The organism is Parabacteroides merdae ATCC 43184, assembly GCF_025151215.1.
Lineage (GTDB): Bacteria > Bacteroidota > Bacteroidia > Bacteroidales > Tannerellaceae > Parabacteroides > Parabacteroides merdae.
The window spans coordinates 3,143,721-3,167,121 of sequence record NZ_CP102286.1 but is presented as its reverse complement, the minus strand read 5'-3'; the positions used below and the strand labels follow the sequence as shown (position 1 = coordinate 3,167,121).

Sequence of the window (23,401 nt, the reverse complement as noted above, 5' to 3'; positions counted from 1 at the left end):
TATAGTAATCTGTGTTTTTACATAGTTCGATAAGAACTATGGTATTATGTAAAACATAATCTGTGATAAATTTAAAACTTTTACAGTCGACATCGCGACAAACAAATTTTAACTCATAGTATTCCCCAATGATCGCTAAGAATTTATAAAAATCAACTGTTAAAAATAAAATCAATGTGATTTTTTTATAAAAAACGCGTAACGAAATAAAAAAAATCATATCTTTGACCCGGATATGAGATTTCATAATACCATAGTTCTTATCGAACTCATGCATCTTTTTTGAAACTATCACTGCAAAAGCTGTTTAGGTTTAGTTGATTTTCAATAAACAATATTTAAATAAAATGTCTATTTAGGGATATTCAGTAAATGTTCCCACAAAATACATGGCATATGAAGATGATAGAGTATAATCACTTTTGTCCTTGAAGCTCTCCTCTTTCTTTTCTTGCAGTAGGACAGATAGGATTCCGCCACATTCCTGTATTTGTTGCGCGGACGTCTTATGCCCAGAGATCCCTGCAATGCCGGCATATATGGCTGTAGAGCCATTCGATGCTTTCCCAAAGGAGTTTCATGTCCGTAGGAAAACGCATGTGGCTCTCATGATTCCACAGAACATCTGGTAGTGTATGTTCCTGTTCAGATGTTCCACCAGCTGCCTGTCGGAGAATCCGGTGTATGACTTCAGGAGCATAAGGGCGATTTTTGCGGAAGGACCGAATGGCCCTAAAAAAACAGCAAGGACCTTCACAGGCACTTGCTGCCAAACACAAATTATGTTGAAAATCGTTTAGTCTTCCGTGATAACTGAAAACTCAGCAATTCCAACACGTTTTACGTTATCAACAATTCGTGTTGCCTTAAAAACTAATTTTTTGCCCTTGACAGGAGCAAAATGTATTTCTTGTTCAATCGGGTTATGTTTGATGTTTGAGAACTCGCCCGAAGCCACGACCTTTCCATCCACTGACAATTGATAGTTTGAAATATGTCCCTGCGAATCGCGTCCCTGATTAGGGGTGTAAACAAAACCGCTTATCGTATGAGGGGCGGCCAACTCTACTACTATTTCGTTTTTGCCTTCGGGCAGATAATAGGTGGAATAACCGTTTCCGTCAAACATGAGATTTGTCCGCTCATCGGCAGGGCTGGTCACCTTGTAATCGACTGCTGGCAGGTCGAAACGGCGGCTGGCTACAGGACCGGATTTGCCGGACTGCGCATCATAAGTAATCGCTTTGACGGTTCCTTTCTTGTCCAATATAAACGGAACTTCATATTTTGCAGACTGTGCCGTCGGCTCCGTTCCATCTGTTGTATAATAAATGTCGGCTCCTTCGCTTTCCACATCTATATGGACTTCATTTTTCGCATTTCGCACGATACGCGGCTGTTCCAACAGCGGGGGAGCCAGGAAGGCTTCCACATTATTAATACATAACGGGCCTTTTGCCTCTGTGAAATGAATGCGCAAAGCATCTGCCGGAGTCGTTTTGAAACGGACGATACGTTTGTAACCTACTGTCGAAAGCGTATCGGTTGTTTCCACCGGCAGCCATTTGCCATCCTTTTCCACTTCAAGCGTAAAGGCGCATACACGTTGTCCAAGAGGTATATACTCTTGAATCATCACCCGGTTCAGCGAAGTCCCTGTCGGTAACGGGAAAGTCAGCGAGCCCGACGTCATCCCGTCGGAAGTAGCCCAATAAGAATCCCAGTTGTCGTCCGTCACATTCGATGCTTTATAAGCACCCCCACGGGTTTCGCTTGCTTTTGGCTGGATACCTGCCAAAAGATTATCTTTCAACTCTGCTTGGATCGTATGATACCAGTCGACGGCACGTGCCGAATCGACCGGATGAATCTGGCCGTTCAGTGCTACCGGGAAGTTCAGCAGGAAGTTGGCATTATGCCCCACACTGCGATAATACAAATCGACCAGATTCGGAACAGTACGAACCTGATGATCTTCACGATGATGATAGAACCACCCCGGACGGATCGATACGTCGCATTCTCCCGGCAACCACTGGTTTCCGTCTTTCATTCCCCATTGGTTTTGTGTATAATGTGTCTCCTTGTCCAACGAATAGGGCGACCAGTTTGTTTCGCCGGCCCAACCGGACTCGTTGCCGATCCAGCGGATATCGGGAACCGTTCCGCCGAAGATCATCGCTTCCGGATGTTTCGCTTTGATCATTTCACGGGCCGTCTCGTAGCCGTAATAGGTTTTCGGATCGATCGAACGCGTTTCATTCGTTCCACCGTACCAGCCATTTCCTCCGTTCGCCCCGTCAAACCAGAACTCGAACAACGGACCGTAGTTGGAGATCAGTTCGTTGATTTGCTCATGATAGGTCTTCTGGTATCCTTCCCGCCCATATTCGGCATTATGGCGATCCCAGGGAGAGAGGTAAAGCCCGAACTTCAAGCCGTGCTTCTTGCAGGCATCGGACAATTCGCGAACCATGTCGCCCTTTCCGTTTTTATAAGGCGAGTTAGAGATATTATAGTCGACCGTTTTGGTCGGCCAAAGGCAAAAGCCGTCGTGGTGCTTAGCTGTCAGGATCACCCCTTTCAGGCCGGCCGCTTTGATGATACGTACCCATTGTTCGCAATCCAGGTCTGTCGGATTGAATGTTTCCGCAGGTGTATTCCCATAGCCCCATTCCAAATCATTGAATGTGTTCAACCCGAAATGCACGAATGCATAATTCTCCATTTTCTGCCATTTGATCTGCTCCGGCGTCGGAACCGGCAAAACAGGTGCGGGCGGCTCTACTTCCTTGCAGGAAAGAAATAACCCGGCAAACATACCGGTGATTAAAAGATTCTTTGTGTTCATGTTGTTATTTTGTAAATGAGATCTGCTGGTTTTTCCCTTCTTTTATTCGGGAAACTAATTTGTATGTATCCGTTTTCACTTTCCCCTTGACAAATTCCGGGATATTATACGATTTGGTGAGAAATGTATAATATTCCGTTGATTTCTGAGGCAGGACGAACGGCTTTGAGAGAACGCCTCTTTCACCGACATGAGCAATGAAAGGACGTGTGTACAAGCCGTCCAAACGACGGCTGCTGAATACCACCCACTTGCTGTTGGACGACCAGGAATGATAACTGTCCGTATCAGGGCTGTTCGCTTCTTCTGTTGGAACTTGCGCACCCGTGCTCAGGTCGAACATGCACAGATCCGCATCTTTGTGCCAGATAGGGAAGGTTCCGTAAGATGTCGTTGTACAAAGCAGATATTTTCCGTCTGGCGAGACACGGGGAAACAAAATGCTTTGCCCTTCTGTTTCCGCTTGAAAGATCGTGTCGACAACAGAACCGAAAGTCCGGCTTTCAGGATCAAAAGAAACGCGGCAAAGGCTATAACGAAGGTCACGCAATTCGCCCGGAACTTTCAATGCCGGGGCGGAACAAAAGTAAAGTTGTTTTCCATCCGGTGAAAAAGTCGGGAATGTTTCAAAACGTTTTTTTGAGAATAGTGCTTGAGTCGTGACGATTTCCTGTTTTTCTACATCGTAGACGACTACATCCGATGCCTTGTCATATACTTCTGTACGATGTACCGGATGCGTATCCTGGGTTGTATTATTGATGGAAAAAGCAACAAACTTTCCCGAAGGATGCCAGGAAGGGTAGACCAATGCCGATATCGTCCGATCGGTTTTTGTATCGAGCGTTTCTATCCGGTCGCCATCCACAAACACGGTACAGCCATACTTTGCACGGACATGGAACAGCATTTTGTCCGGGTCCTGCATGCAAAACGAATGGCAGTTCATGCAATTATTATCCGTCAGGCGGTTTTCCAGAATCGGTTCCTGATCGAAAGAGGATAATTCGCGTTGATAGATTCCCATCTCGTTCCATAGCTGGTAACCGGGATCGATCAGGCGGTAAGCGATATACGGATCGATCGGGTCTTCGGAAACCCGGATATGAAACGGAAGAAAGGCATTCCATTTCCCTTTTTCTTCTGTCAGGACAGATACCTCTACCTGTTTCCCTTTTGCCGCAGTCAATAACTTTTCCCAGTCTGTATCGGGAATGGAAAAGGCTCCGTTGGAGGCGTAAACGGTAAATGCATATCCTTCGGTTGTAAATACCGCGCATGCTTTCCCTTCCGTTTGCACGGCAAAATTCAAAGGTGCGATCGATTGCGGTATGGTTACGTCAATATAATCCGGATAGATGGTCGGCAGTTCATCTATCTGCCCGGAGACGGCAGGTGGCTGGTTGGAAGAACATCCTTCCAACAACAAAAGGAATATGCAAAAAAGCAATTGTTTCATTTGTCCATCATATTAAACATATAATAGTACCAATACGTTTTGTCATACTCGGAAGCCAAAGCGACCGCAGGATTCTGCCCCGAACGGGAAATATCTTGCACTTTCTGCATAAAAGCGATCGCTCTGTTCCTTACTTTGATGCTCACCCCATGCTCTAACCAGAAGTGCGGATCATTGGGACTGCAAATCACGATTGCCTCCTGCTGGCATTCCGTCATATCGCGCCAGGCGGGAGAACGGTACAAGCTCTCCTGCAAGGTTTTATAAGTTTCAATATCTTTGTTCAACAGTAAAAACGAAGTCAAATATGCTAATCCTGCTTTATTATCCGGACAAGCCGGGAGCAAGTTTATTAATGAACTGACAGGATCTGTATATAGTTTTGCAGCAGAGGCTTCGGCCTTCCAACAGCGACGTTTCATTCCTAAAATTTTATCTTCCTCGACTGCTTTATCATTGTAAAGAAATCGACGGTGAGCAGTAGCCCAATCCTTATAGAACCAAGTCTTTTCCAACAATTGAATATATTTATCCGCAATCGGATAGGACCCTGTTATCAGATTTGTCTCTATCAGCCTTTTCAACATCCGCGGATTACCGGAAGAACGAGAACTGACAAACGCTTCAAAAGCGAATTTTTGTGCTGCGCTTATTATTCCCATACAATAATACAGATCACTATGCAGTTGTGCTGTATAGATCGACTGATCCCAATGTAGCATCAAGGTTTCAATACCGTGTTGAGGATAATCTAACAATCTCTCTGAAAGCTGGCCTTTATGTGCCAAAGCTAAGTTTAAACCGCACATTCGGCGTTTAGACAATACATCATGGTTAAATTCACTGATAACAAGGTCCCACTGTTCCGTCCGGAGCAAATAGTCCTGCTTCATGGAATGCTGTGCATCCAATTTCCCAAAATGAAAGATTCCTTGATAGACCAATAGAAACATGATTGCCCATTGTGCCCCTTCCCATATACATTTCCCTTTTAGAGAAACGGGTTCTTTGTATCGTTTCAAATAAGCAACCAGAAGCATTGTCATAGGTAATGCATACCATGCATAATATATCCCGGATACTGTTTGTAGTGGATTACAATAAGCCTCTGGTAAAAACGCTAAAGTTAAATTTCTACTATATCCTAAGTAAGTACCTGCAATTGCTGAAAGTGCGGCAATCAACAAATAAATAATACTAATATATTTTTTCTTTCCATTGGTTAAAAACTCAAAGAACAATGCCGATATAGCAAATAAATGTACGATAGGACCTGCTATTCCATATAAAATAGGAATGATGCAAATGCCATAAATAAATTTTATTCGTGTTTTTATGTTTGTATATAGCCATAGAAAAAGCAATAAAAATAAATAAGCAATAGTTCCTTGTTCATAATAATCATAGTCTAAACTAATAATTAGTAAAGATAGCCAGGGTAACAGGAAAATAAGAGGTAAATCGTTTCGTGAGTTAATCTTTTTCAGTATTAATGATGATAATAAAGCCACTAAAGTTAAAAGTAGAGCAGAAATGATAGGTCCTGTCCAAAATACCACATAGAATTGAGAGAGAAATTCCGATATATAAATAGCGACACCACCAGCCTGCTTCAGTGTTTCAGTTAGGTACTGTGATGTAAATTGAAACATTTGTAGCTGTTCCTTAAAAGGGAATAAATAGCAGAAGAAATAATAAAAGACTATTATTTGACTAATAAATAAAAGAATATTTAATATTAAGTCTTTCTTGTTCATATAAAATCCCGTTTTGAACACCTACTGTATACATGCCTGATTTCGGAACATTTATGATGTGTGTAACTCTCTATATATTCTATAAGATTGTAATATAAACGTCCTGTTAGCCAGCAGACAATAAGATAAGTAATATATTCTCATTATATTTTATTGAGGGAAATAAAGAGGGAAGGCTAACCTTCCCTCTTGTATGAGATTTATTCCCAACCCGGATTTTGTTTTAGAAGAGAACCATGGCTTGCAGACAATGTAATCTGACTTGTTGGGATAGGATAGTACAGACGCTTGTCGTTTCCTGTCCATTTACGGCCGGCTTCGTTCAAACTTTTACCAGAATACATGCGGATATAAGTTTTACCATTATATTCGATTAAATCACGGGCTGTTGATCCTTCAAATACTTCAGGTTGGTATAACGCTTTTACTTTATCTGTAACACGCATGCCTAGATATGTTTTAGGATTTTCGAATAGTTTCATCGCATTCCAACGCATGATATCATCATAACGGAAACCTTCCAAAGCCAACTCAATACGACGTTCACGGCGGATTTCATATAACAACGGAGTTATAGAATACCCATAATCAACCGGATTCAGATCGGCTACTGGAGATACTGTTAAATGTTTCATCTCAACACGGTCGCGCAATTTATTAATCGTCTCATCCAAAACAGCCTGTGTGCATTCACCTAATTCGCATTTGGCTTCAGCGTAGATCAGCAGGATTTCTGCGTAACGGAAAACAAACCAGTCGTAAGAAGATGTTTTCACTGCATCTTGTTGGCTCTGGCTTGCTGACACCAGTTTGATAGGTGAGTATCCTGTGGCAGTCCCGGTTAATCCCGGAGCTGAATGGATATTTGTTCCTGGTTCTTCAGACGGACTAAATTCCTTTTTATCATCAATACCGGAATTTACTACACGCATACCATTGCTTTTGACCGTATATGGACGATATTTACTGTCTATAATCTGATACATACGAGGATCGCGGTTTGCCATTTCATCATCCAGTGTTTCATCTCCCTTGTATTCACTACTGTTTGCAATAGGCAAACCGTCCTTGCAAAGGAATGATTCTGCAAAATCTTTAGAAAGGCCGACTCCTCCACCACGAGCGAGATTATGAGTCAATACGTCTGCTTCGAAAACACGTGCTAAAATACATTCTTTATTAGTCGTTAAATCCTCTTGTGTAAACTGGTTTGCATAATACAAGGGATAATCGGCAAAAGCAGACTGGTTTGCTCCGGCATCCGAGCCTTGTACGATATCGTAAAGACCACTATCCATCACTTCTTTGGCAAGAGTCGCCGCTTTTTGTAATAATTCCTGAGATGTAGGTGATGTCGAAACATTATGATACTTTTTATATGTTCCATAATGTAGGCAAACACGGGCTAAAAATGTACGAGCGGCATCTTTATGTAAAGCACCTACCTCTGCTGCACTTTTTTCCGGTAACCATTCAATTGCAAATTCCAGATCTTCGATAATTTTCCCTAGTACAAAGTCACGGTCGTCACGTGCTTTATACAATTCGTCAATATCGGCAGTTGTCAAATCCTTTTCATACCAAGGAACATCTCCAAATGTCTTGATTTTATCGAAATAATCGAAAGCCCGGAAAAAGCGAATTACGGCAACAACCGGATTTACTTCAGATTCTGTCGCATTTACCCGTTGGTAACGAGTCATAAAATAGTTTAGATTACGAATATTGTTCCAATACCATTTTGAATCGAAATTTGCTTCAGAAGGTATAACCCATTCGTTGAACAACCATTGGTCGGGAGAAGCGACCAGACGATTGTCACTTCTTTCATCAAGAGTATTTAAATCATCCAAATTTTCACTTCCATCTGCCCTTAAACCTTTTCCTGTCAGGTTCATGTAAAAGCCTTTGGCATAATTTTCCAAATCGCTAACTGTATTCCAGTAGCTATTGTCGGTAATGCTGTCTTTTGGATTGAGGTCTGTCACGTCACAAGCCGTAAATCCTCCTAACAATCCAAGACTTAATCCTAATAAGATATGTTTAGTTTTCATTGTCATCTTTCGTTTTTTACAGTGTTAAATTTAATCCAATTGCAACTTTTCGATTAATCGGGTATGTCATTCCTCCCAATGTTTCGGGATCGAAGGCATCGTTCAGAGGAGTGATAGTGAGTAGGTTTTCTCCTGTCACATATAATCTCAAACGAGAAATGCCCCACTTTGTCGTTAGATTCTTCGGAATTGTGTAACCTACCGTCAAATTCTTCAAACGCCCGTAAGCTGCACTTTGTAAATAACGGTCACTTGTGACTCTGTTACCGCCATTTTGCCATCCTGGTCTTGGAAAATAAGCATCTGTATTTGTTTCTGTCCAATAATCAAGGGCCGGAGTATATGGAACATCCCATTGGCTGGTGAATCCCCAGAACTGAGCGCCACTCAACATATAGTCACGTTTTCCTGTTCCTTGCCAAAACATCTCGAAATCGAAGTTCTTATAATCAAATCCAACGGTAATACCAAATTGATAACGAGGTGTTTTATTACCTATGATGCTCTTATCACCCGGGTTATAGATTGTTTCTTCCCCTTTTGTGATTTTACCATCATTATCTAAGTCTTCGTATTTTACATCACCCGCACCCCATTTTCCAGCATAAAGTTCGCTTTGGTCTATTGTTGCAGCTTCATCGTCTGATTGGAAAAGGCCGTTTGAGTGATATCCCCAAATCTCACCAATCTTTTGTCCTACATAATATTTACCATCATCATCACTTTGTGAATAGAAACCTGCGTCATTTCCGGCATATTTGGTGATAGTCGCCTGATAGTCAGACAAAACACCTTTTACCCAGTAAGAAAATCCATTTTCTAATCGATCATTCCATCCTAAAGAAAGTTCCCAGCCTATGGTCTTCATGTCAGCAGAGTTACTTTTAGGAACACTGGCGCCCAATGTTGCAGGTAAAGTTGCTCCGGCTACCAACATGTCTTTTGTATTTCTACGATACCAGTCAAATGTTCCCGTCAGTCGATTATTCAGAAATGAAGCATCAAAACCGAAGTCCATTTGAGTGACTGTTTCCCAAGTAAAATCAGGAGCGACAAGCCCCGGTGCTTTTACAATAACAGGTTTGGATCCGTTAATCAAATAATTGTAGGAAGAATTCGTCCCATATGTTGCTAAATATGGGAAATTACCTAGATCATCCATTACCTGATTTCCCAATGAACCATAAGAACCACGGATTTTCATATCATTCCACCAACCTTTTAACGGCTGCCAGAAATTTTCTTCTGAGATACGCCATGCTGCGGAAACAGATGGGAAGAATGCATAACGATGATCTTTTGCAAACTTGGATGAACCGTCATAACGGCCGTTAACTTCGAGTAGATAACGTTGTTTGTAATTGTAATTGAAGCGGAAGAAGAAACCATTAATTGCCCAATATGTATCTTCTGAAGACATGCTTTGTTCACCTGTCGCCAAATCCAAGTCAGGAATATCTTCAACAATCAGATTGGTACGTTTTGCATTATATTTTTTGTTGGATTTCTTTTCTTGGTTATAACCGGCCATAATCTTAAAGTTATGCGTATTTTCTAAAAATGATTTAGAATATTCTGCAAATGCATTGAATGCATAGTAGTAATCTTCATTTGTAGTATAATTTGCATAACTTGGCTTTGTCCAACCATAAAGAGCTTCTGTTCCAGCTACAGCCGTATAATCTGTAAATGTCCGTTGAACCTCTGATGCATTCTTGCTATAAATATTATATGTATAATCAGCATTGATAACCAATCCTTCCAAAGGAGTGATTTTTACAGCACCTGTCAACCATAAATCGTTGATTTTATATTTGGTATATCCGCCTAAATCTCCTACAGCAGCGGGATTTGTGTTCCCGTTCTGACCTGAATAGTTGTTAATACCTTCTTCTTTATAGATATAATCGCCTGAAGTTTGGATACCTAAGTTAGAATCATTGATGGCTGCTGCGCCAGGACTATAAACGAGTCTTCCTGTATGGCCAAAACGTACAGGCATTAACGGGCTTAAGTCATTTTTCAACATACCTCCATAGGCATCGATTCCAGCTGTAGAGTTGGTAATGGGGTGATCCTCTGTTGAATAATTATCTGCGATTTTGGCACTGACCTGCAACCACTTTGTCAGTTGTGAAGAAAGATTCAGTGTCGCATTAAATTTCTTGTAATTATCATCAGCTGTTTTTAAAATACCATTCTGGTCAGCAAATCCGACAGAGCCGTAATAAGTTGTTTTTGAGTCTCCACCACTAATGTTTACATTATATTGTTGAGAGAAACTTGTTTTGTACAATTCATTAAACCAATCAGTGTTGCCACAATAAATCCATCGACTTTGATCTTGCGACTGATCGAAATATTCTGAATACTTATAAGAGCCATCCATATATTTCTTTACATAGTCTAATTGTCCCGGAGTGATCAAGGAGCTCATCCCGCTATTGGCGGCAGCAATATCTCTCATTTCCAGATACTCCAAAGAGTTGATATTGTGCATCCTTAATGCAGGGCTCTGCCAATAGCCACTTGCTGATACGGAAATCTGAGGTTTTTGTTCACTTTTACCTTTCTTTGTTGTAATTAAAATAACGCCATAAGCAGCGCGGGCACCGTAGATAGCAGCAGATGCGGCATCCTTTAAAACAGAAATAGACGCGATGTCCTCCGGATTAACAAGGTTGGCATCCATTTGAACATTATCAACTAACACTAAAGGGCTACCACCGTTAATCGAGTTGTTACCGCGAATATTAAAGTCAGAGCTACTACCAGGAGCACCACCTTTACTCATGGTGACGTTTAAGTTTGGAACAACACCTTGTAATCCTTGTCCAACATTTGTTATAGGACGGTTTTCTAGTACATCACCGGCAACAGCTGCCACAGCACCTGTCAAATTCTCTTTTTTCTGTGTACCGTAACCTACTACTACTACTTCTTGTAGCGCCTGGGTATCTTCTTTTAATGTTACAGGGATTGACGGTTGTCCTGTATAGGTTATTTCCTGTGTCGCGTATCCAATGTAAGAAATTTGAATAATATCTCCTTTCTTCAAATTTTCCAAAACAACTTTGCCGTCCATGTCTGTCACATTTCCGTTGGTTGTTCCTTTTACAACAACTGAAGCTCCGATCACAGGGCCGAACGAATCTTCCACCACACATACTACTTTCCCATTTTGTTGGGATAGACTTACTGACGGCCTTTCCGGAGTAATTTCGGCAAAAGCACTTTCTGGAACAGCTAAAGTTCCTGCCAGTAGCATCAGACTTACTAATTTAGTTTTTTTCAACATAGAGTATATATTTAAAAGAAATAATACATACCACGAAAACGGCTTACATCTGTTGAGTGTCTTTATTAGATCATGCTCATTAGATTTTGCATATTTTTATAGCGTTTTTCTGTGTTTTTGTAATTTAGTTCTATCAGAACTCATGTATTTATGAAGAAATGTATCTGATAAGTGTGAATATTGTACAAAAATAGAGTTGAATGATAAGCCGCAAATTACTTCTTGTGCTTAAAAAGGTTCAAAAGTCTGATATTGTCTGATGCTTGTTGGTAGCCTGTAAGTCTGAATTGTTAAAAATGAGTGCTATATGAACTTTTTTAATAAAAAAACATACAACGAAATGAAAATTTCATACCTTTGACCCGGATATGAGATAATTAAAAACCATAGTTCTGATAGAACTTATATCTCTTTCTGTGCATGGGTGGTCAAAAAATAATCTTATTTTTATAATATTGCATATTTGTCTGAAAGTTTTGTGGTTATGCATATTCTCATCAGCACAGAACATGATTTTGTATCTGTCGAAAAACTGGGAAAAGGGCAATAGGCAATGAAATACAATGCCTGTGTTAATTTATCTAATTTTAGTGCAACTTTATTGAAGCTCAGTAGTCGGGATGGGGTGATTTCTAGGATGTTTTTTCATGAACATCTGTCACTCTATCACTAAATGTCGTGTGAGTCTTGATAATCAGTGCGTATCTGAAGTGATAGATACCTGTTTTATATATCACGCTTCTATCACTATCTGTAATCGCTCATCTATCTGTTTTAAATGAATAAACTCCAAGCATTTTAAGGTAAAAGTAGGGAGACAATTTTATCAACACCCCCATGTATCCGCCCCCGACACCCGGATCTTACGCTCTTATAGATCCGGGTGTCGGGGGCGGATACATGGGGGTGTTGGGTAAGTTTTATTACGTGTTTTTCATTGATTTGTAGCTGTATTTACATAAAAGAGCCTTGTCTTTGATGATATAGGAGAACAAGCCCTTTTTCCTTTTCTTGTTTACCTTGCCCTGCAAATTGTCAGTTTGTTTTAGTAGAAATTCAATCACGTTCGAAATCGGACAGCACTTCTGCCGTAGTAGCGTTGATGTTCTTGTCCAATACATAAATGCGGTAAGACAGGCTCAGTTCTTTACCGGGTTCCAATGTGAATGCCTTCTGCTTGGTCGGTGAGAAATTCCACATGACGTCACCGGCAGGCTTGTTGACAGTTTTGTCCCATACGCGTAAGGGCTCAGGATAGTTTAGGTTGGAAGGGGAGGCAACGATTAGGATACAGGCCTTTTCGTTTCCGGCTTTCCCTTGGTAGTAGCACCAACGGGCTCTCGAACCGTCAGCTTCGTCGCGGGAAAGGCCTTCCGAGGTGAGCATTTCGGCTGTCTGATCGTTCCAGTCTTCGCGCGTACGGATGCATATGCCGCCATAACGGTAAGCTTCCATGGTGATCGGGCTGGGGCTGGCGAGGCGGATAGTGGTATGATAGTCGATGTAATAACCTGGTAAGGATGTTGTCCCGATGTTGATCTCCAGGCGTTCGTTCATTGCTACTTTTTCTGCGGGAGAATCGGGGTAGACCACATGGTCCAGTGTCGCAACAAAACCGTTGTCGGATACGTGTTCGAAGTTGCGGAAGCGAACTGTTCCTTGTTTTTTGTGGAGATTCCAGAAATCGATCTCGTTTCCTTCGAACGTGGTTTTCGTCCAGGCATACCACAAACCGAAATGATGGTAATGGTCGGCGGGAGAACAATTGGTCATCACTTCGCCTCCCAATGTCTTCAAAGGATGGATGAAACCGCTGCGTTTATAGACCGAGTCAACGCCAGGGGCTGGGTAAACCGTGGTATAGTTGTAAGAGAACAACAGTTTATCTCCTATCTTATAGTCTAAGGTTTTCCCCGTGTCGACGACGGAACAGGATGTTTCGGAAGGCTGACAAGAGCCTAAGAACAGAGAAATCAAAAAAACACCAATAGAAAAAATAGCAGTTTTCATAATATGACAATTAAATAATAATCAGTTATCCGGCAAGACCTTGCCTGTATCGGCTACAAAAAAACGAAATTTTTTCGTTTCGCACAATCCGTTTGTGATATCTGATGCAAATAAAACCAGCCAGCAAGCAGCGTTCTAATTGATGAAATATTTCTTTAATCGTTTGCGTGATATGGGGATTTAGCATACCTTTGCACGATAATAACCATAGATTGGAGGAAATTTCTAAATACAATTAAATAACTTAAATTATTATCTTATGTGGTTACTTAATTCTTCTATCGGGAAGAAGCTGATAATGAGTATATCAGGTCTTTTTCTCATTCTGTTCTTGGTGTTCCACTTATGTATGAACATTGCGGCAGTATTTTCTGGTGAAGCGTATAACGTGATTTGCGGTTTGCTGGGTTCTAACTGGTATGCTTTGCTCGGTACATTGGTGTTGGCTGCAGGTGTAGTCGTGCACTTCGTGTATGCTATTATCTTGACTCTGCAGAATCGTAAGGCTCGCGGTAACGACCGTTATGCCATCAACGCTCGTCCGAAAGGTGTTGAATGGGCTTCTCAGAACATGTTTGTTTTGGGTGTGATCGTTATCCTGTTCATGGTTCTGCACTTTACTCAGTTCTGGTACAACATGATGTTTGCCGAACTGGCAGGTATTCATGGTGACATTCATCCGCAGGATGGTGCAGCGTTTATCAATTTCTACTTCCAGGGCAATGTTGTGAATACGGTGTTGTATCTGATCTGGTTCGTTGCTCTGTGGTTTCACCTGACTCACGGTTTCTGGTCTGCGATTCACACAATTGGCTGGAACAATACCGTTTGGTTAAGCCGTTGGGAATGTATCTCTAAATGGGTTGCCACTATTATTTGTGGCTTATTCGCTGTTATCACAGTTATCTTCTACCTGAACGGTGTAGGTGCTTAATTTCGGATATTATTTTTTCAATTTGAAAATAAAACATTATGACTCAAATAGATTCTAAAATTCCTCAAGGCCCGTTGGCTGAGAAGTGGACAAATTATAAAAATCACCAGAAATTGGTGAATCCCGCAAACAAACGTCGTTTGGACATAATTGTAGTAGGTACTGGTCTGGCGGGTGCTTCTGCTGCTGCCTCTCTGGCTGAAATGGGATTCAATGTATTGAATTTCTGTATTCAGGACTCTCCCCGTCGTGCACACTCTATCGCTGCACAGGGCGGTATCAATGCGGCAAAGAATTATCAGAATGATGGTGACTCGGTTTATCGTCTGTTCTACGATACAATCAAAGGTGGTGACTACCGTGCCCGCGAAGCAAACGTCTATCGTTTGGCTGAAGTGTCAAACTCTATTATCGACCAGTGCGTAGCACAGGGTGTACCATTCGCTCGCGAATATGGTGGTCTGTTGGATAACCGCTCATTCGGGGGTGCTCAGGTATCCCGTACGTTCTATGCTCGTGGTCAGACCGGACAGCAGCTGCTGTTGGGTGCTTACTCTGCATTGAGTCGTCAGATTGGTTTGGGAAAGGTGAAGATGTACACACGCCATGAAATGCTGGATGTTGTGAAGGTTGACGGACGTGCTCGCGGTATTATTGCCCGTAATTTGATTACCGGTAAGATCGAACGTTTTGCCGCTCACGCAGTCGTTGTTGCGACAGGTGGTTATGTAAATACATTCTTCTTGTCTACTAACGCGATGGCGTCTAACGGTTCTGCTGCATGGCAGTGCTACAAGAAAGGGGCTTACTTTGCTAATCCTTGTATGGTGCAGATCCACCCGACTTGTGTGCCGGTGAAAGGTGACTTCCAGTCTAAGCTGACTTTGATGTCAGAATCACTGCGTAACGACGGCCGTATCTGGGTTCCGAAGAAGCTGGAAGATGCGAAGGCATTGCAGGCCGGAACAAAAAAGGGAAAGGATATTCCTGAAGCAGATCGCGACTACTATCTGGAACGTCGTTATCCGGCATTCGGTAACTTGGTTCCTCGTGACGTGGCTTCACGTGCCGCTAAAGAACGTTGTGATGCCGGTTTCGGTGTAAATAGCACGGGCTTGGCTGTATTCCTGGATTTCTCCGATGCTATCAACCGTCTGGGTAAGGAAGTGGTTAAACAGAAATATGGTAACCTGTTCGATATGTACGAAGAGATCACGAACGATGATCCGTACGAAACTCCGATGATGATTTATCCTGCATTGCACTACTCAATGGGTGGTTTGTGGGTAGACTATGAATTGATGACTTCTATTCCGGGGCTGTTCGCAATTGGTGAAGCCAACTTCTCTGACCACGGCGCTAACCGTCTGGGTGCTTCTGCTTTGATGCAGGGATTGGCCGATGGTTACTTCGTATTGCCTTACACGATCCAGAACTATCTGTCTGACCAGATCCAGGTTCCGCGCTTTAGCACTGACCTGCCTGAATTTGTGGAAGCAGAAAAGGCTATTAACGCCCGTATCGCGAAGTTGATGAACGTGAAGGGTAAAGAAACAGTCGATTCTATCCACCGTAAGCTGGGACATATCATGTGGGAACACGTCGGTATGGCACGCGACGCGGAAGGCTTGAAAGAAGCTATCCAAATGTTGAAAGACCTGAAGAAGGAATTCTGGAGCAATGTATTCATTCCGGGTGAGGCCAATAGCTTGAACGTGGAATTGGACAAGGCATTGCGTTTGGCTGACTTTATCGAAATCGGTGCGTTGATGGCACACGATGCGTTAGACCGTGCAGAATCTTGTGGTGGTCACTTCCGTACGGAACATCAGACCGAAGAAGGCGAAGCTATGCGTCATGACGATAAGTTCATGTACGTCTCTTGTTGGGAATACCAGGGTGAAGACAAAGACCCGGTTATGCTGAAGGAAGATTTGAACTATCAGTTCGTTGTTCCTCAAACACGTAACTACAAGAAGTAATAATCATCAATCACAAAAATTAGAATCATGGATAAAGATATAAAGGTAACACTTAAAGTTTGGCGTCAGAAAGGTCCGAAAGATAAAGGACAGTTTGAGACTTACCAAATCGACAAAATCAATCAGAGTGTTTCTTTCTTGGAAATGTTAGACATTTTGAATGAACGTTTGGTTAGCGAAGGCAAAGAACCTATCGTATTCGACCACGACTGCCGTGAAGGTATCTGCGGTATGTGTTCATTGTATGTAAACGGACATCCGCACGGACCGGCAACAGGTGCAACAACCTGTCAGCTCTATATGCGCCGTTTCAATGATGGTGAGACGATTACGATCGAGCCGTGGCGTTCTGCTGGTTTCCCGGTAATCCGCGACTTGATGGTAGACCGTTATGCTTATGATAAGATTATCCAGGCAGGTGGTTTCGTTTCTGTAAACACAGGTGGGGTTCCTGATGCTAATGCAATTCCTATTTCTAAGGCTGATGCGGATTTGGCTATGGATGCTGCTGCTTGTATCGGCTGCGGTGCTTGTGCTGCTGCTTGTAAGAACGGTTCAGCTATGCTGTTCGTCTCTGCAAAGGTTAGCCAGCTGGCTCTTTTGCCTCAGGGTAAGGTGGAAGCTGCTCGTCGTGCAAAAGCAATGGTTGCTAAGATGGATGAACTGGGCTTTGGTAACTGTACGAACACTCGCGCTTGCGAAATGGAATGTCCGAAGAACATCTCCGTTAGCAACATCGCTCGCTTGAACCGCGAGTTCATCTCTGCTAAGTTACAAGACTAATACATTATATATGTATGTATATGGAAAAGCCCGTCGCCAATGGCAACGGGCTTTCTTTATGTTCGTTCAAACCCACAAAAAAGCCGCACTCCCTATAATAAAAGTGGATGCGGCTTTTTTGTTGCTTTCCAGTGAAACAGTCTCTCGATTCCCTCTCTGCAAAGACTTTGTTAACCTTAGATCTAAAATACTATGAAAAAAACTCACTGCAAATATAAAGTATATTTACTGAATACGCAAGAGTTTGTAATTACATTTTATTGCAAATTTGCTACTTTTTGTTTTAAAATTGACACTGTGTGCGGATTCACACTGTTATTATATCAACAATCGATCGATTCTGACACTTGAGAGTCGCTTTGAAATCCGTATCCTGTATGAAATTTGTCGGGGATGGAATCCAGAATGTCGAATAATGCTTCCACTGTTTCCGCACGTAGCATGGCGACGCGTGTCTGCTTGAAGTCTGCAATACCTTTAAACAGCGGAGTTGCAGCCAAATGGCGGCGAATGTGGAGAATTCCCCGGCGCTCATCCAAACGTTCCACGCTTTGTTCCACCTGCTTTTTCAGTATGTCCAGATACCATGAAAAAGATTCGGCAGGCAATGTCTCGCCTGTATCCAGATAATGCCTCACTTCTCTGAAAATCCAGGGGCGGCCTATGCTGCCCCGGCCAATCATAACGGCATCCACGCCATATTGTTCGAAACGTTGTTTGCAGATTTCGGCGGAAGTCACATCGCCATTGCCGATGATGGGAATTTGTATACGGGGATTGTTTTTTACTTCACCGATCAGTGTCCAGTCTGCCTCTCCTGTGTACATCTGTGCCCGGGTACGTCCGTGGATGGAAAGGGCTGCGATACCGCAATCCTGTAGCTGTTCGGCCAAGTCTACGATGATCCGGTTGTCGGCATCCCAGCCCAAGCGGGTTTTTACGGTGACAGGGATGTTCACCGCTTTGACGACTTCACGGGTGATGTCCAGCATCAGTGGAATATTGCGCAGCATGCCGGCGCCTGCTCCTTTGCCTGCCACTCGTTTGACAGGGCAACCGAAATTGATATCGAGAATGTCCGGATGAGCGGCTTCGCAAATTTGCGCGGCTTCGACCATTGTCGGAACATCACGGCCATATATTTGTATGGCGACCGGACGTTCTTCATCCGCCACATTCAGCTTTTGCTGTGTTTTATTTACACTGCGGATTAGGGCGTCTGCTGAAACGAATTCGGTATAAACCATATCGGCACCAAAACGTTTGCACATCAACCGGAAAGAAATATCTGTAACGTCTTCCATCGGAGCTAAGAAGACGGGGCGTTCGCCTAAATCTATTGTACCTATTTTCATATTTATATTATCAATGACGGGGACAAAGGTACTGATTTCCTGCTAAAAACAGGGATAAAAGGATATCTACTAAAAAATATAGTAAAATAACTATATGATATAGTTGTGTTACTAAATAATATAGTTGTATTTGTGCATTCCTCTAACAAAAAACGGATTATGGTTAGATTAACATCAAAAGAAGAAGAAATATTGGGCTACTTTTGGGCGAAAGGCCCCCTGTTCGTTCGCGAACTACTCGACTTACAGGAAGAATCTAAGCCGCATTATAACACCTTGTCCACGATTGTCCGCTCATTGGAAGAAAAAGGATATATCGGATACAAGGTATACGGTAATACGCACCAATACTATGCACTGGTATCGGAAGACGAATACCGGCGTAATTCCTTGAAACAGGTGATCAGCAAATATTATGACAACTCGTACACCCGTGTCGTTTCGACGCTGATAGAAGAAGAGGTGCTCACGATCGACGAGTTACAGAAGCTGATCCAGCAGATAAAAAACAAATAAAAAACCAACGCTTATGGACGCTTTTCTTCTATACATATTAAAATCTGGTATTTGCCTGACAGTCTTTTATGTCTGTTTCAAGGCATTATTCAGTAACGACACGTTTTTCCGGTTCAACCGCTGGATATTACTGGTAGGGACAGGAGTTTGCATGTTGCTGCCACTTTGCCGGATCCAAACAGCCCGGCCTTTTCCTCTTAGCCGGCCAGTCAGCCAACTGGAGATAGTTTTCTATGAAGAAGAGATGAAAGCGTTTCCTGTTCCGGAAAGCAAAGAAGAAATTACGATTCCGACAGAGCAGAGAAATATATCTGTTCCCTGGACGGGAATTATCGGGATTGCTTTTCTAACAGGCAGTGGTATCTGCCTGACCACAACGATTCTGTCATTCGGAAAAATGTATCAACTAACAAGAAAAAACAGGAAACTAAAACAGGGGAAATACACGTTAATCCTGACTCCCGATCCCGTATCCCCTTTCAGTTGGGGACGTTATATATTCCTTTCGGAAAACGATTACCGGAACCATCCGAACGAAATCCTCATGCACGAAAAAATGCACCTCCGCTATAACCATTCGGTCGATCTGATCTATATGAAACGATTCTTCTTCTGCAATGGTTTAATCCTGCCGTATGGTTATTAAAAAGGGAATTACGGGGCATACACGAATACCAGGCGGATAAAGGCGTACTCAGTCAAGGCATCGATGCAACAAAATATCAACTATTACTCGTGAAAAAAGCTGTCGGCTCCAGCCTCTACACTCTTGCCAACAGCTTCAATCACAGTAAAATTAAAAAACGTATTACTATGATGTTAAAAAAGAAATCAAACAATTGGGCCCGGTTGAAGCTTGCGCTCCTGGTCCCGGTAGGCTTCGCGGCCTTAAGTGCATTCGCCCGTCCGGAAACAAGTCCGCCGCCGGCAGCGACAATGACCGACAACATTCATCTATCGATTAACAAAAGTACGGTAAATCAGGAAACGATGCAACAGGATCATGCAGTTTTCCTCACCTACAAAGAATCGGGTTCGGAGGATCTGAACAGTATTGTATGCAAAACTCTGGACAGAATCAGAACACGAGTAGCGGAGGGACAATTCAAGAACGCCCTGGAAGTTACTGTTAATCCGGCCTTCGACGATATCCCGGCTTCTTATCTGGAAACAGTAAAAGATGTTTTGGAAGAAAGAGATATTAAATGCAAGATCGACATGACTGTTCCGAATACTATCATGGATGATGTTGCCAAACCTTACCGCAAATATGACGATGTGGTTTATCTGATTCAGAATAAAAAGATTGTCGCAGCACTAAGCATCAGTAAGTTTAGTGCAAACCAGAATGATCCGAGGCTGGATAAGATATCCAAATCAGCTTCCTTAATTCTCCAACCTGAAAATCCGAAAGTATCCAGACAAGAAATGGAGAAATTAAAAAACTTGTTGGACAAAAAAGGATTGACAAGCGAAATCAACATGAATATTTTCAAGATCGGAGATGCTGCGGCTCCACCTCCCCCACCTCCTGCCGGACAGGTTATTTTCAGTTACCGGGACGGGCAGCCGGACCAACAGTTCGTTTTATACGATCGCCATGCCAAACCGGGAGCCAATCTCGGACAACGCATAGACAAGATTTACAAGGACAATATTACGAAAGTAAGTATAAAGATTAACAAAAGTACTCCCAAAGACCTGTTGGAAACGGTTAAGCAAGAACTGAAAAAGAAAATCAATTACCCTGTCCAATACGAGATCCTGCAATTCGTCGATTAAAATCAGAAACACGGATTATCTATTTATCATCCTCTCCGTTTACAAAACCTGCTCCAGGGGGTAAACGGAGAGGAATATTATTATCTTTACTCCTTCAAAAGAAGGATTCAGATGATACACAATGTAAAGATACTCTTTTTCATTTGCTTTTTCACCGCCTGTTCTTCTACCGAACAAAAAGAGATTGTCACCGCCGGAGAGCTCCTTCGACAGGCTGCTTTCTATGGGGAAAGATTGCAATTTCTTCCGGCATTGGAAACCTATCAACAGGCAATCAAATTGGCGGAGAAGGAGAAAGACAGCACCGTCTTTTCCCTTGCCTACCTGGAAATGGGAAAAATCTATCGGTATCAATCTTTAAAACAAAAGGCACTACAAAGTGAGAAAAAAGCATTAAGCTATATCAAAAGTCCTGCCTGCGATTCGCTACGGCTGGAACTTTACCGGGAAATAGGGGATATGTATACCTTGTCCGGACAAGCAGACAGTGCCTTTCACTATTATGAAATGGCTGGATGTCGGATAAAACAGGCAAAGATATTGCAACAGAATGGAAGCAATAAAGAGGCTGAAACTTTATTAAAAACGGAGTTGGAACAAACGATTTTCCCGAAAGAGAAAGCAGAAGTATGTCTGGCTTTGGCTGATTTGCAGATTACTTTGGGAAAATTGGACGAAGCCGAAAAGAGTTTAAGTCAGGTCCCCCCTTCCCACCCGCATCTGTATGCTGCCCTGTCCCGCATCGCCCAAAGCCGTGGAGACAGCCTGCAAGCTGATTTCTACCACAAAAGCTACCTCCATCACTTATCCGTCCTGCGACAGGAAAAAGAACAAAATCAAATTACCCAACTCCTTCGTACCTCGGAACAGAAAGAATGGGAAAAACGTTTAACCGATAGCCAAAAGGCACAAAAAGAACAAATATATGTCTGGGTCACGCTACTTGTCTCTTGCAGTACCGGAATCTGGGGATATTCCCGCTACCGGCAGAAAAGAAATGTCGTTTCCCTGTCCGAAACAGATTTCTTTTCTTCAGAAATCTACCTGCGCTTCCACCGAAAAGAAGAATGGAAACCGGTTCCCAAAGACTGGGAAGAATTGTTGCAAGCTTTCAACCGGACCTATCCGGATTTCCGGGAACGGCTGAAAAGGAAAATACCAAAGTTGAGCGAACAGGAATGGCGCATGTGCTGCCTGATCAAAATGGAAGTTCCCCCTTCTACTGCCGCCATGCTCCTTTGCTGCACGAACCAGGCGATTTCGATGCGCCGCGTACGCCTGTACCAGAAAATCACAGGTGAAAAGGGCACTCCTGAGCTGTGTGATTCCTTTATTCGTGATTTTTAAGCAGATGTGAACTGATGTGAAACCGGGGAAATAGCCGTATCTTCTACTTTTGTCTAAAAAAAGCGTATGAAAAAGATGTTGTTCGGGCTTATGACAGCCATTGCCACTTTTACCGGATGCGAATCCAAACAACCCGCCGGAGAACTCCCCCGGATCGATCTGACAGCAACAAGTTTTGCTTTCGATCAAGTAGAGATTGCAGACGAAATCGAATCCATCGAATATGTTCCGTTGGAACTAACGGATGAATCCCTGATCGCAGACGTATTGGATCTGTGTGTTTCAGACGAATATATCTTCGTCTATTCTACCCGTCAGGACGGTGTCTTGCAGTTCGACCGGAAAGGGAAGTACTTGCGCTGCATCGCTAAAACAGGAAACGGGCCGGGAGAAACCGGACAGATCATTTCGCTAACCGTAGACGAAGAGAACCGCCTCTTCTGTGTCAGCGAATACTTCTCCACCTCTTTCTACTCCTTTGATGGAGAATTTATCAAAAAGATAGAGAATCCGCGCCCTTACTCGTACCAATTCTCTGTTGGCCCGAATACGATGGCGGAATTAGGGAGGATGTATGTTCCCATGAACACGCCGGGCATGTTCAGTCTCGGAGTCTTTAATTGGGGCACAGACGATACGATCGCATTCCGGCATACGATCGGGGATATGGATCTGATGCCGTTGGAAGAAACGAGCCTGAAAGGTTGGATATTCAGCGGCAGTAAGGACGGCATACTATGCTATTCGGAAGGGATAGACACGGTCTGGGATGTAAATGCAAGAAATATCGCTCCGGCTTTTCTTATCAACACGGGATATTCTGTCGAGGAAGAAAAAGAAATGCGCTCTTCCAAAACCGGTAATGAGGCGGTAGACGGGAAATATAGCGTCTTCAGCTTCTTTGAGACACCCCGGCATTACTTCGTTAAATGTTTCGAAGGTTCCAACCAATCCAAATTCTATTTGTACGGCTTGGATAAGGCTACCGGTGAGTTGAAACGTGAAACTTCTCCGCTTAATGCCCAGGAATTATTCAAAAACAACTGGACGCTGGCAGGAATAGGCTTCCGAAATACGAAAGACAACGGTCTTCCTATCTGGCCTTACCTGTCTTATCCCGGCAAAAAACAAATGGTACAGTTTAATACAGCCGTGGAAATCGAATATCTCAAAGAGAAATATCCTGATCTCAAGAAGCATCTGGTCCTGCAACAGATAACGGAAGATTCAAATCCGCTCATCACGATTTATCATTTGCGCTGATCTTCTCGGA

Annotated in this window: 15 protein-coding genes and 1 pseudogene; 8 read left to right on the top strand and 8 right to left on the bottom strand. The window is 42.8% G+C overall.

The window, feature by feature from the left end:
- Positions 1-414: 414 nt before the first annotated feature.
- The 7 genes and pseudogenes from NQ542_RS13230 to NQ542_RS13200 all read right to left on the bottom strand — a co-directional run.
- Positions 415-727, bottom strand: a pseudogene (locus NQ542_RS13230) (transposase); the annotation flags it as partial.
- Positions 728-796: 69 nt separating this feature from the next.
- Positions 797-2,851, bottom strand: a complete 2,055-nt coding sequence (locus tag NQ542_RS13225) for an alpha-L-fucosidase (RefSeq protein WP_005633309.1) — start codon at positions 2,849-2,851, stop codon at positions 797-799.
- A gap of 4 nt (positions 2,852-2,855) precedes the next feature.
- The gene (locus NQ542_RS13220; protein ID WP_005633307.1) at positions 2,856-4,310 is read right to left on the bottom strand and encodes a TolB family protein; all 1,455 of its coding nucleotides are present in this window, start codon (positions 4,308-4,310) and stop codon (positions 2,856-2,858) included.
- Entirely contained in the window at positions 4,307-6,067 is a 1,761-nt protein-coding gene (locus tag NQ542_RS13215; protein WP_005633304.1) for a DUF6057 family protein, read from the bottom strand. The genes NQ542_RS13220 and NQ542_RS13215 overlap by 4 nt, the downstream gene beginning before the upstream one ends.
- 200 nt (positions 6,068-6,267) lie before the next feature.
- Entirely contained in the window at positions 6,268-8,127 is a 1,860-nt protein-coding gene (locus tag NQ542_RS13210) for a RagB/SusD family nutrient uptake outer membrane protein (RefSeq protein ID WP_005633302.1), read from the bottom strand.
- Between the two features lie 10 nt (positions 8,128-8,137).
- Entirely contained in the window at positions 8,138-11,419 is a 3,282-nt protein-coding gene (locus NQ542_RS13205; RefSeq protein WP_005633300.1) for a SusC/RagA family TonB-linked outer membrane protein, read from the bottom strand.
- 1,056 nt (positions 11,420-12,475) lie between these two features.
- The gene (locus NQ542_RS13200) at positions 12,476-13,429 is read right to left on the bottom strand and encodes a DUF6807 domain-containing protein (protein WP_005633288.1); all 954 of its coding nucleotides are present in this window, start codon (positions 13,427-13,429) and stop codon (positions 12,476-12,478) included.
- 259 nt (positions 13,430-13,688) lie between these two features.
- Here NQ542_RS13200 and NQ542_RS13195 point away from each other — a divergent pair, with 259 nt between their 5' ends.
- The 3 genes from NQ542_RS13195 to NQ542_RS13185 are packed head-to-tail and all read left to right on the top strand — an operon-like array spanning position 13,689 to position 17,128.
- On the top strand, positions 13,689-14,363 hold the full coding sequence (locus NQ542_RS13195) for a succinate dehydrogenase cytochrome b subunit (RefSeq protein WP_005633284.1): 675 nt from the start codon (positions 13,689-13,691) through the stop codon (positions 14,361-14,363).
- 38 nt (positions 14,364-14,401) lie between these two features.
- Positions 14,402-16,345: a fumarate reductase/succinate dehydrogenase flavoprotein subunit gene (locus NQ542_RS13190; protein WP_005633282.1), complete on the top strand. Its 1,944-nt coding sequence runs from the start codon at positions 14,402-14,404 to the stop codon at positions 16,343-16,345.
- A gap of 27 nt (positions 16,346-16,372) precedes the next feature.
- Complete coding sequence (locus tag NQ542_RS13185) at positions 16,373-17,128, top strand: succinate dehydrogenase/fumarate reductase iron-sulfur subunit (RefSeq protein ID WP_005633281.1); 756 nt, start codon at positions 16,373-16,375, stop codon at positions 17,126-17,128.
- A 323-nt stretch (positions 17,129-17,451) separates the two neighbouring features.
- Here NQ542_RS13185 and dusB read toward each other — a convergent pair whose 3' ends face one another.
- A complete protein-coding gene (gene dusB / locus NQ542_RS13180) occupies positions 17,452-18,483 on the bottom strand; it encodes a tRNA dihydrouridine synthase DusB (protein WP_005633275.1) in 1,032 nt (343 codons plus the stop codon).
- Between the two features lie 159 nt (positions 18,484-18,642).
- Between dusB and NQ542_RS13175 the strand changes: the two genes are divergently transcribed.
- The 5 genes from NQ542_RS13175 (at position 18,643) to NQ542_RS13155 (ending at position 23,391) form a co-directional block, all read left to right on the top strand.
- Positions 18,643-18,999, top strand: coding sequence for a BlaI/MecI/CopY family transcriptional regulator (locus NQ542_RS13175; RefSeq protein WP_005633273.1), 357 nt, complete (start codon positions 18,643-18,645; stop codon positions 18,997-18,999).
- A 13-nt stretch (positions 19,000-19,012) separates the two neighbouring features.
- Positions 19,013-19,645, top strand: a complete 633-nt coding sequence (locus NQ542_RS13170) for a M48 family metalloprotease (RefSeq protein WP_005633270.1) — start codon at positions 19,013-19,015, stop codon at positions 19,643-19,645.
- 167 nt (positions 19,646-19,812) lie between these two features.
- Positions 19,813-20,781 (top strand): hypothetical protein, encoded by a 969-nt coding sequence (locus NQ542_RS13165; protein WP_005649620.1) that lies wholly within the window; start codon positions 19,813-19,815, stop codon positions 20,779-20,781.
- A gap of 111 nt (positions 20,782-20,892) precedes the next feature.
- A complete protein-coding gene (locus NQ542_RS13160) occupies positions 20,893-22,128 on the top strand; it encodes a tetratricopeptide repeat protein (RefSeq protein ID WP_005633266.1) in 1,236 nt (411 codons plus the stop codon).
- A 66-nt stretch (positions 22,129-22,194) separates the two neighbouring features.
- On the top strand, positions 22,195-23,391 hold the full coding sequence (locus NQ542_RS13155; RefSeq protein WP_005633265.1) for a 6-bladed beta-propeller: 1,197 nt from the start codon (positions 22,195-22,197) through the stop codon (positions 23,389-23,391).
- Positions 23,392-23,401: the final 10 nt, after the last annotated feature.

Coding starts and splice junctions, on each gene's coding strand:
- NQ542_RS13205 (WP_005633300.1), bottom strand. CDS start 11,419: ATGTTGAAAAAAACTAAATTAGTAAGTCTGATGCTACTGGCAGGAACT.
- NQ542_RS13190 (WP_005633282.1), top strand. CDS start 14,402: ATGACTCAAATAGATTCTAAAATTCCTCAAGGCCCGTTGGCTGAGAAG.
- NQ542_RS13155 (WP_005633265.1), top strand. CDS start 22,195: ATGAAAAAGATGTTGTTCGGGCTTATGACAGCCATTGCCACTTTTACC.
- NQ542_RS13175 (WP_005633273.1), top strand. CDS start 18,643: ATGGTTAGATTAACATCAAAAGAAGAAGAAATATTGGGCTACTTTTGG.
- NQ542_RS13215 (WP_005633304.1), bottom strand. CDS start 6,067: ATGAACAAGAAAGACTTAATATTAAATATTCTTTTATTTATTAGTCAA.
- dusB (WP_005633275.1), bottom strand. CDS start 18,483: ATGAAAATAGGTACAATAGATTTAGGCGAACGCCCCGTCTTCTTAGCT.
- NQ542_RS13200 (WP_005633288.1), bottom strand. CDS start 13,429: ATGAAAACTGCTATTTTTTCTATTGGTGTTTTTTTGATTTCTCTGTTC.
- NQ542_RS13185 (WP_005633281.1), top strand. CDS start 16,373: ATGGATAAAGATATAAAGGTAACACTTAAAGTTTGGCGTCAGAAAGGT.
- NQ542_RS13195 (WP_005633284.1), top strand. CDS start 13,689: ATGTGGTTACTTAATTCTTCTATCGGGAAGAAGCTGATAATGAGTATA.
- NQ542_RS13220 (WP_005633307.1), bottom strand. CDS start 4,310: ATGAAACAATTGCTTTTTTGCATATTCCTTTTGTTGTTGGAAGGATGT.
- NQ542_RS13170 (WP_005633270.1), top strand. CDS start 19,013: ATGGACGCTTTTCTTCTATACATATTAAAATCTGGTATTTGCCTGACA.
- NQ542_RS13165 (WP_005649620.1), top strand. CDS start 19,813: ATGATGTTAAAAAAGAAATCAAACAATTGGGCCCGGTTGAAGCTTGCG.
- NQ542_RS13225 (WP_005633309.1), bottom strand. CDS start 2,851: ATGAACACAAAGAATCTTTTAATCACCGGTATGTTTGCCGGGTTATTT.
- NQ542_RS13160 (WP_005633266.1), top strand. CDS start 20,893: ATGATACACAATGTAAAGATACTCTTTTTCATTTGCTTTTTCACCGCC.
- NQ542_RS13210 (WP_005633302.1), bottom strand. CDS start 8,127: ATGACAATGAAAACTAAACATATCTTATTAGGATTAAGTCTTGGATTG.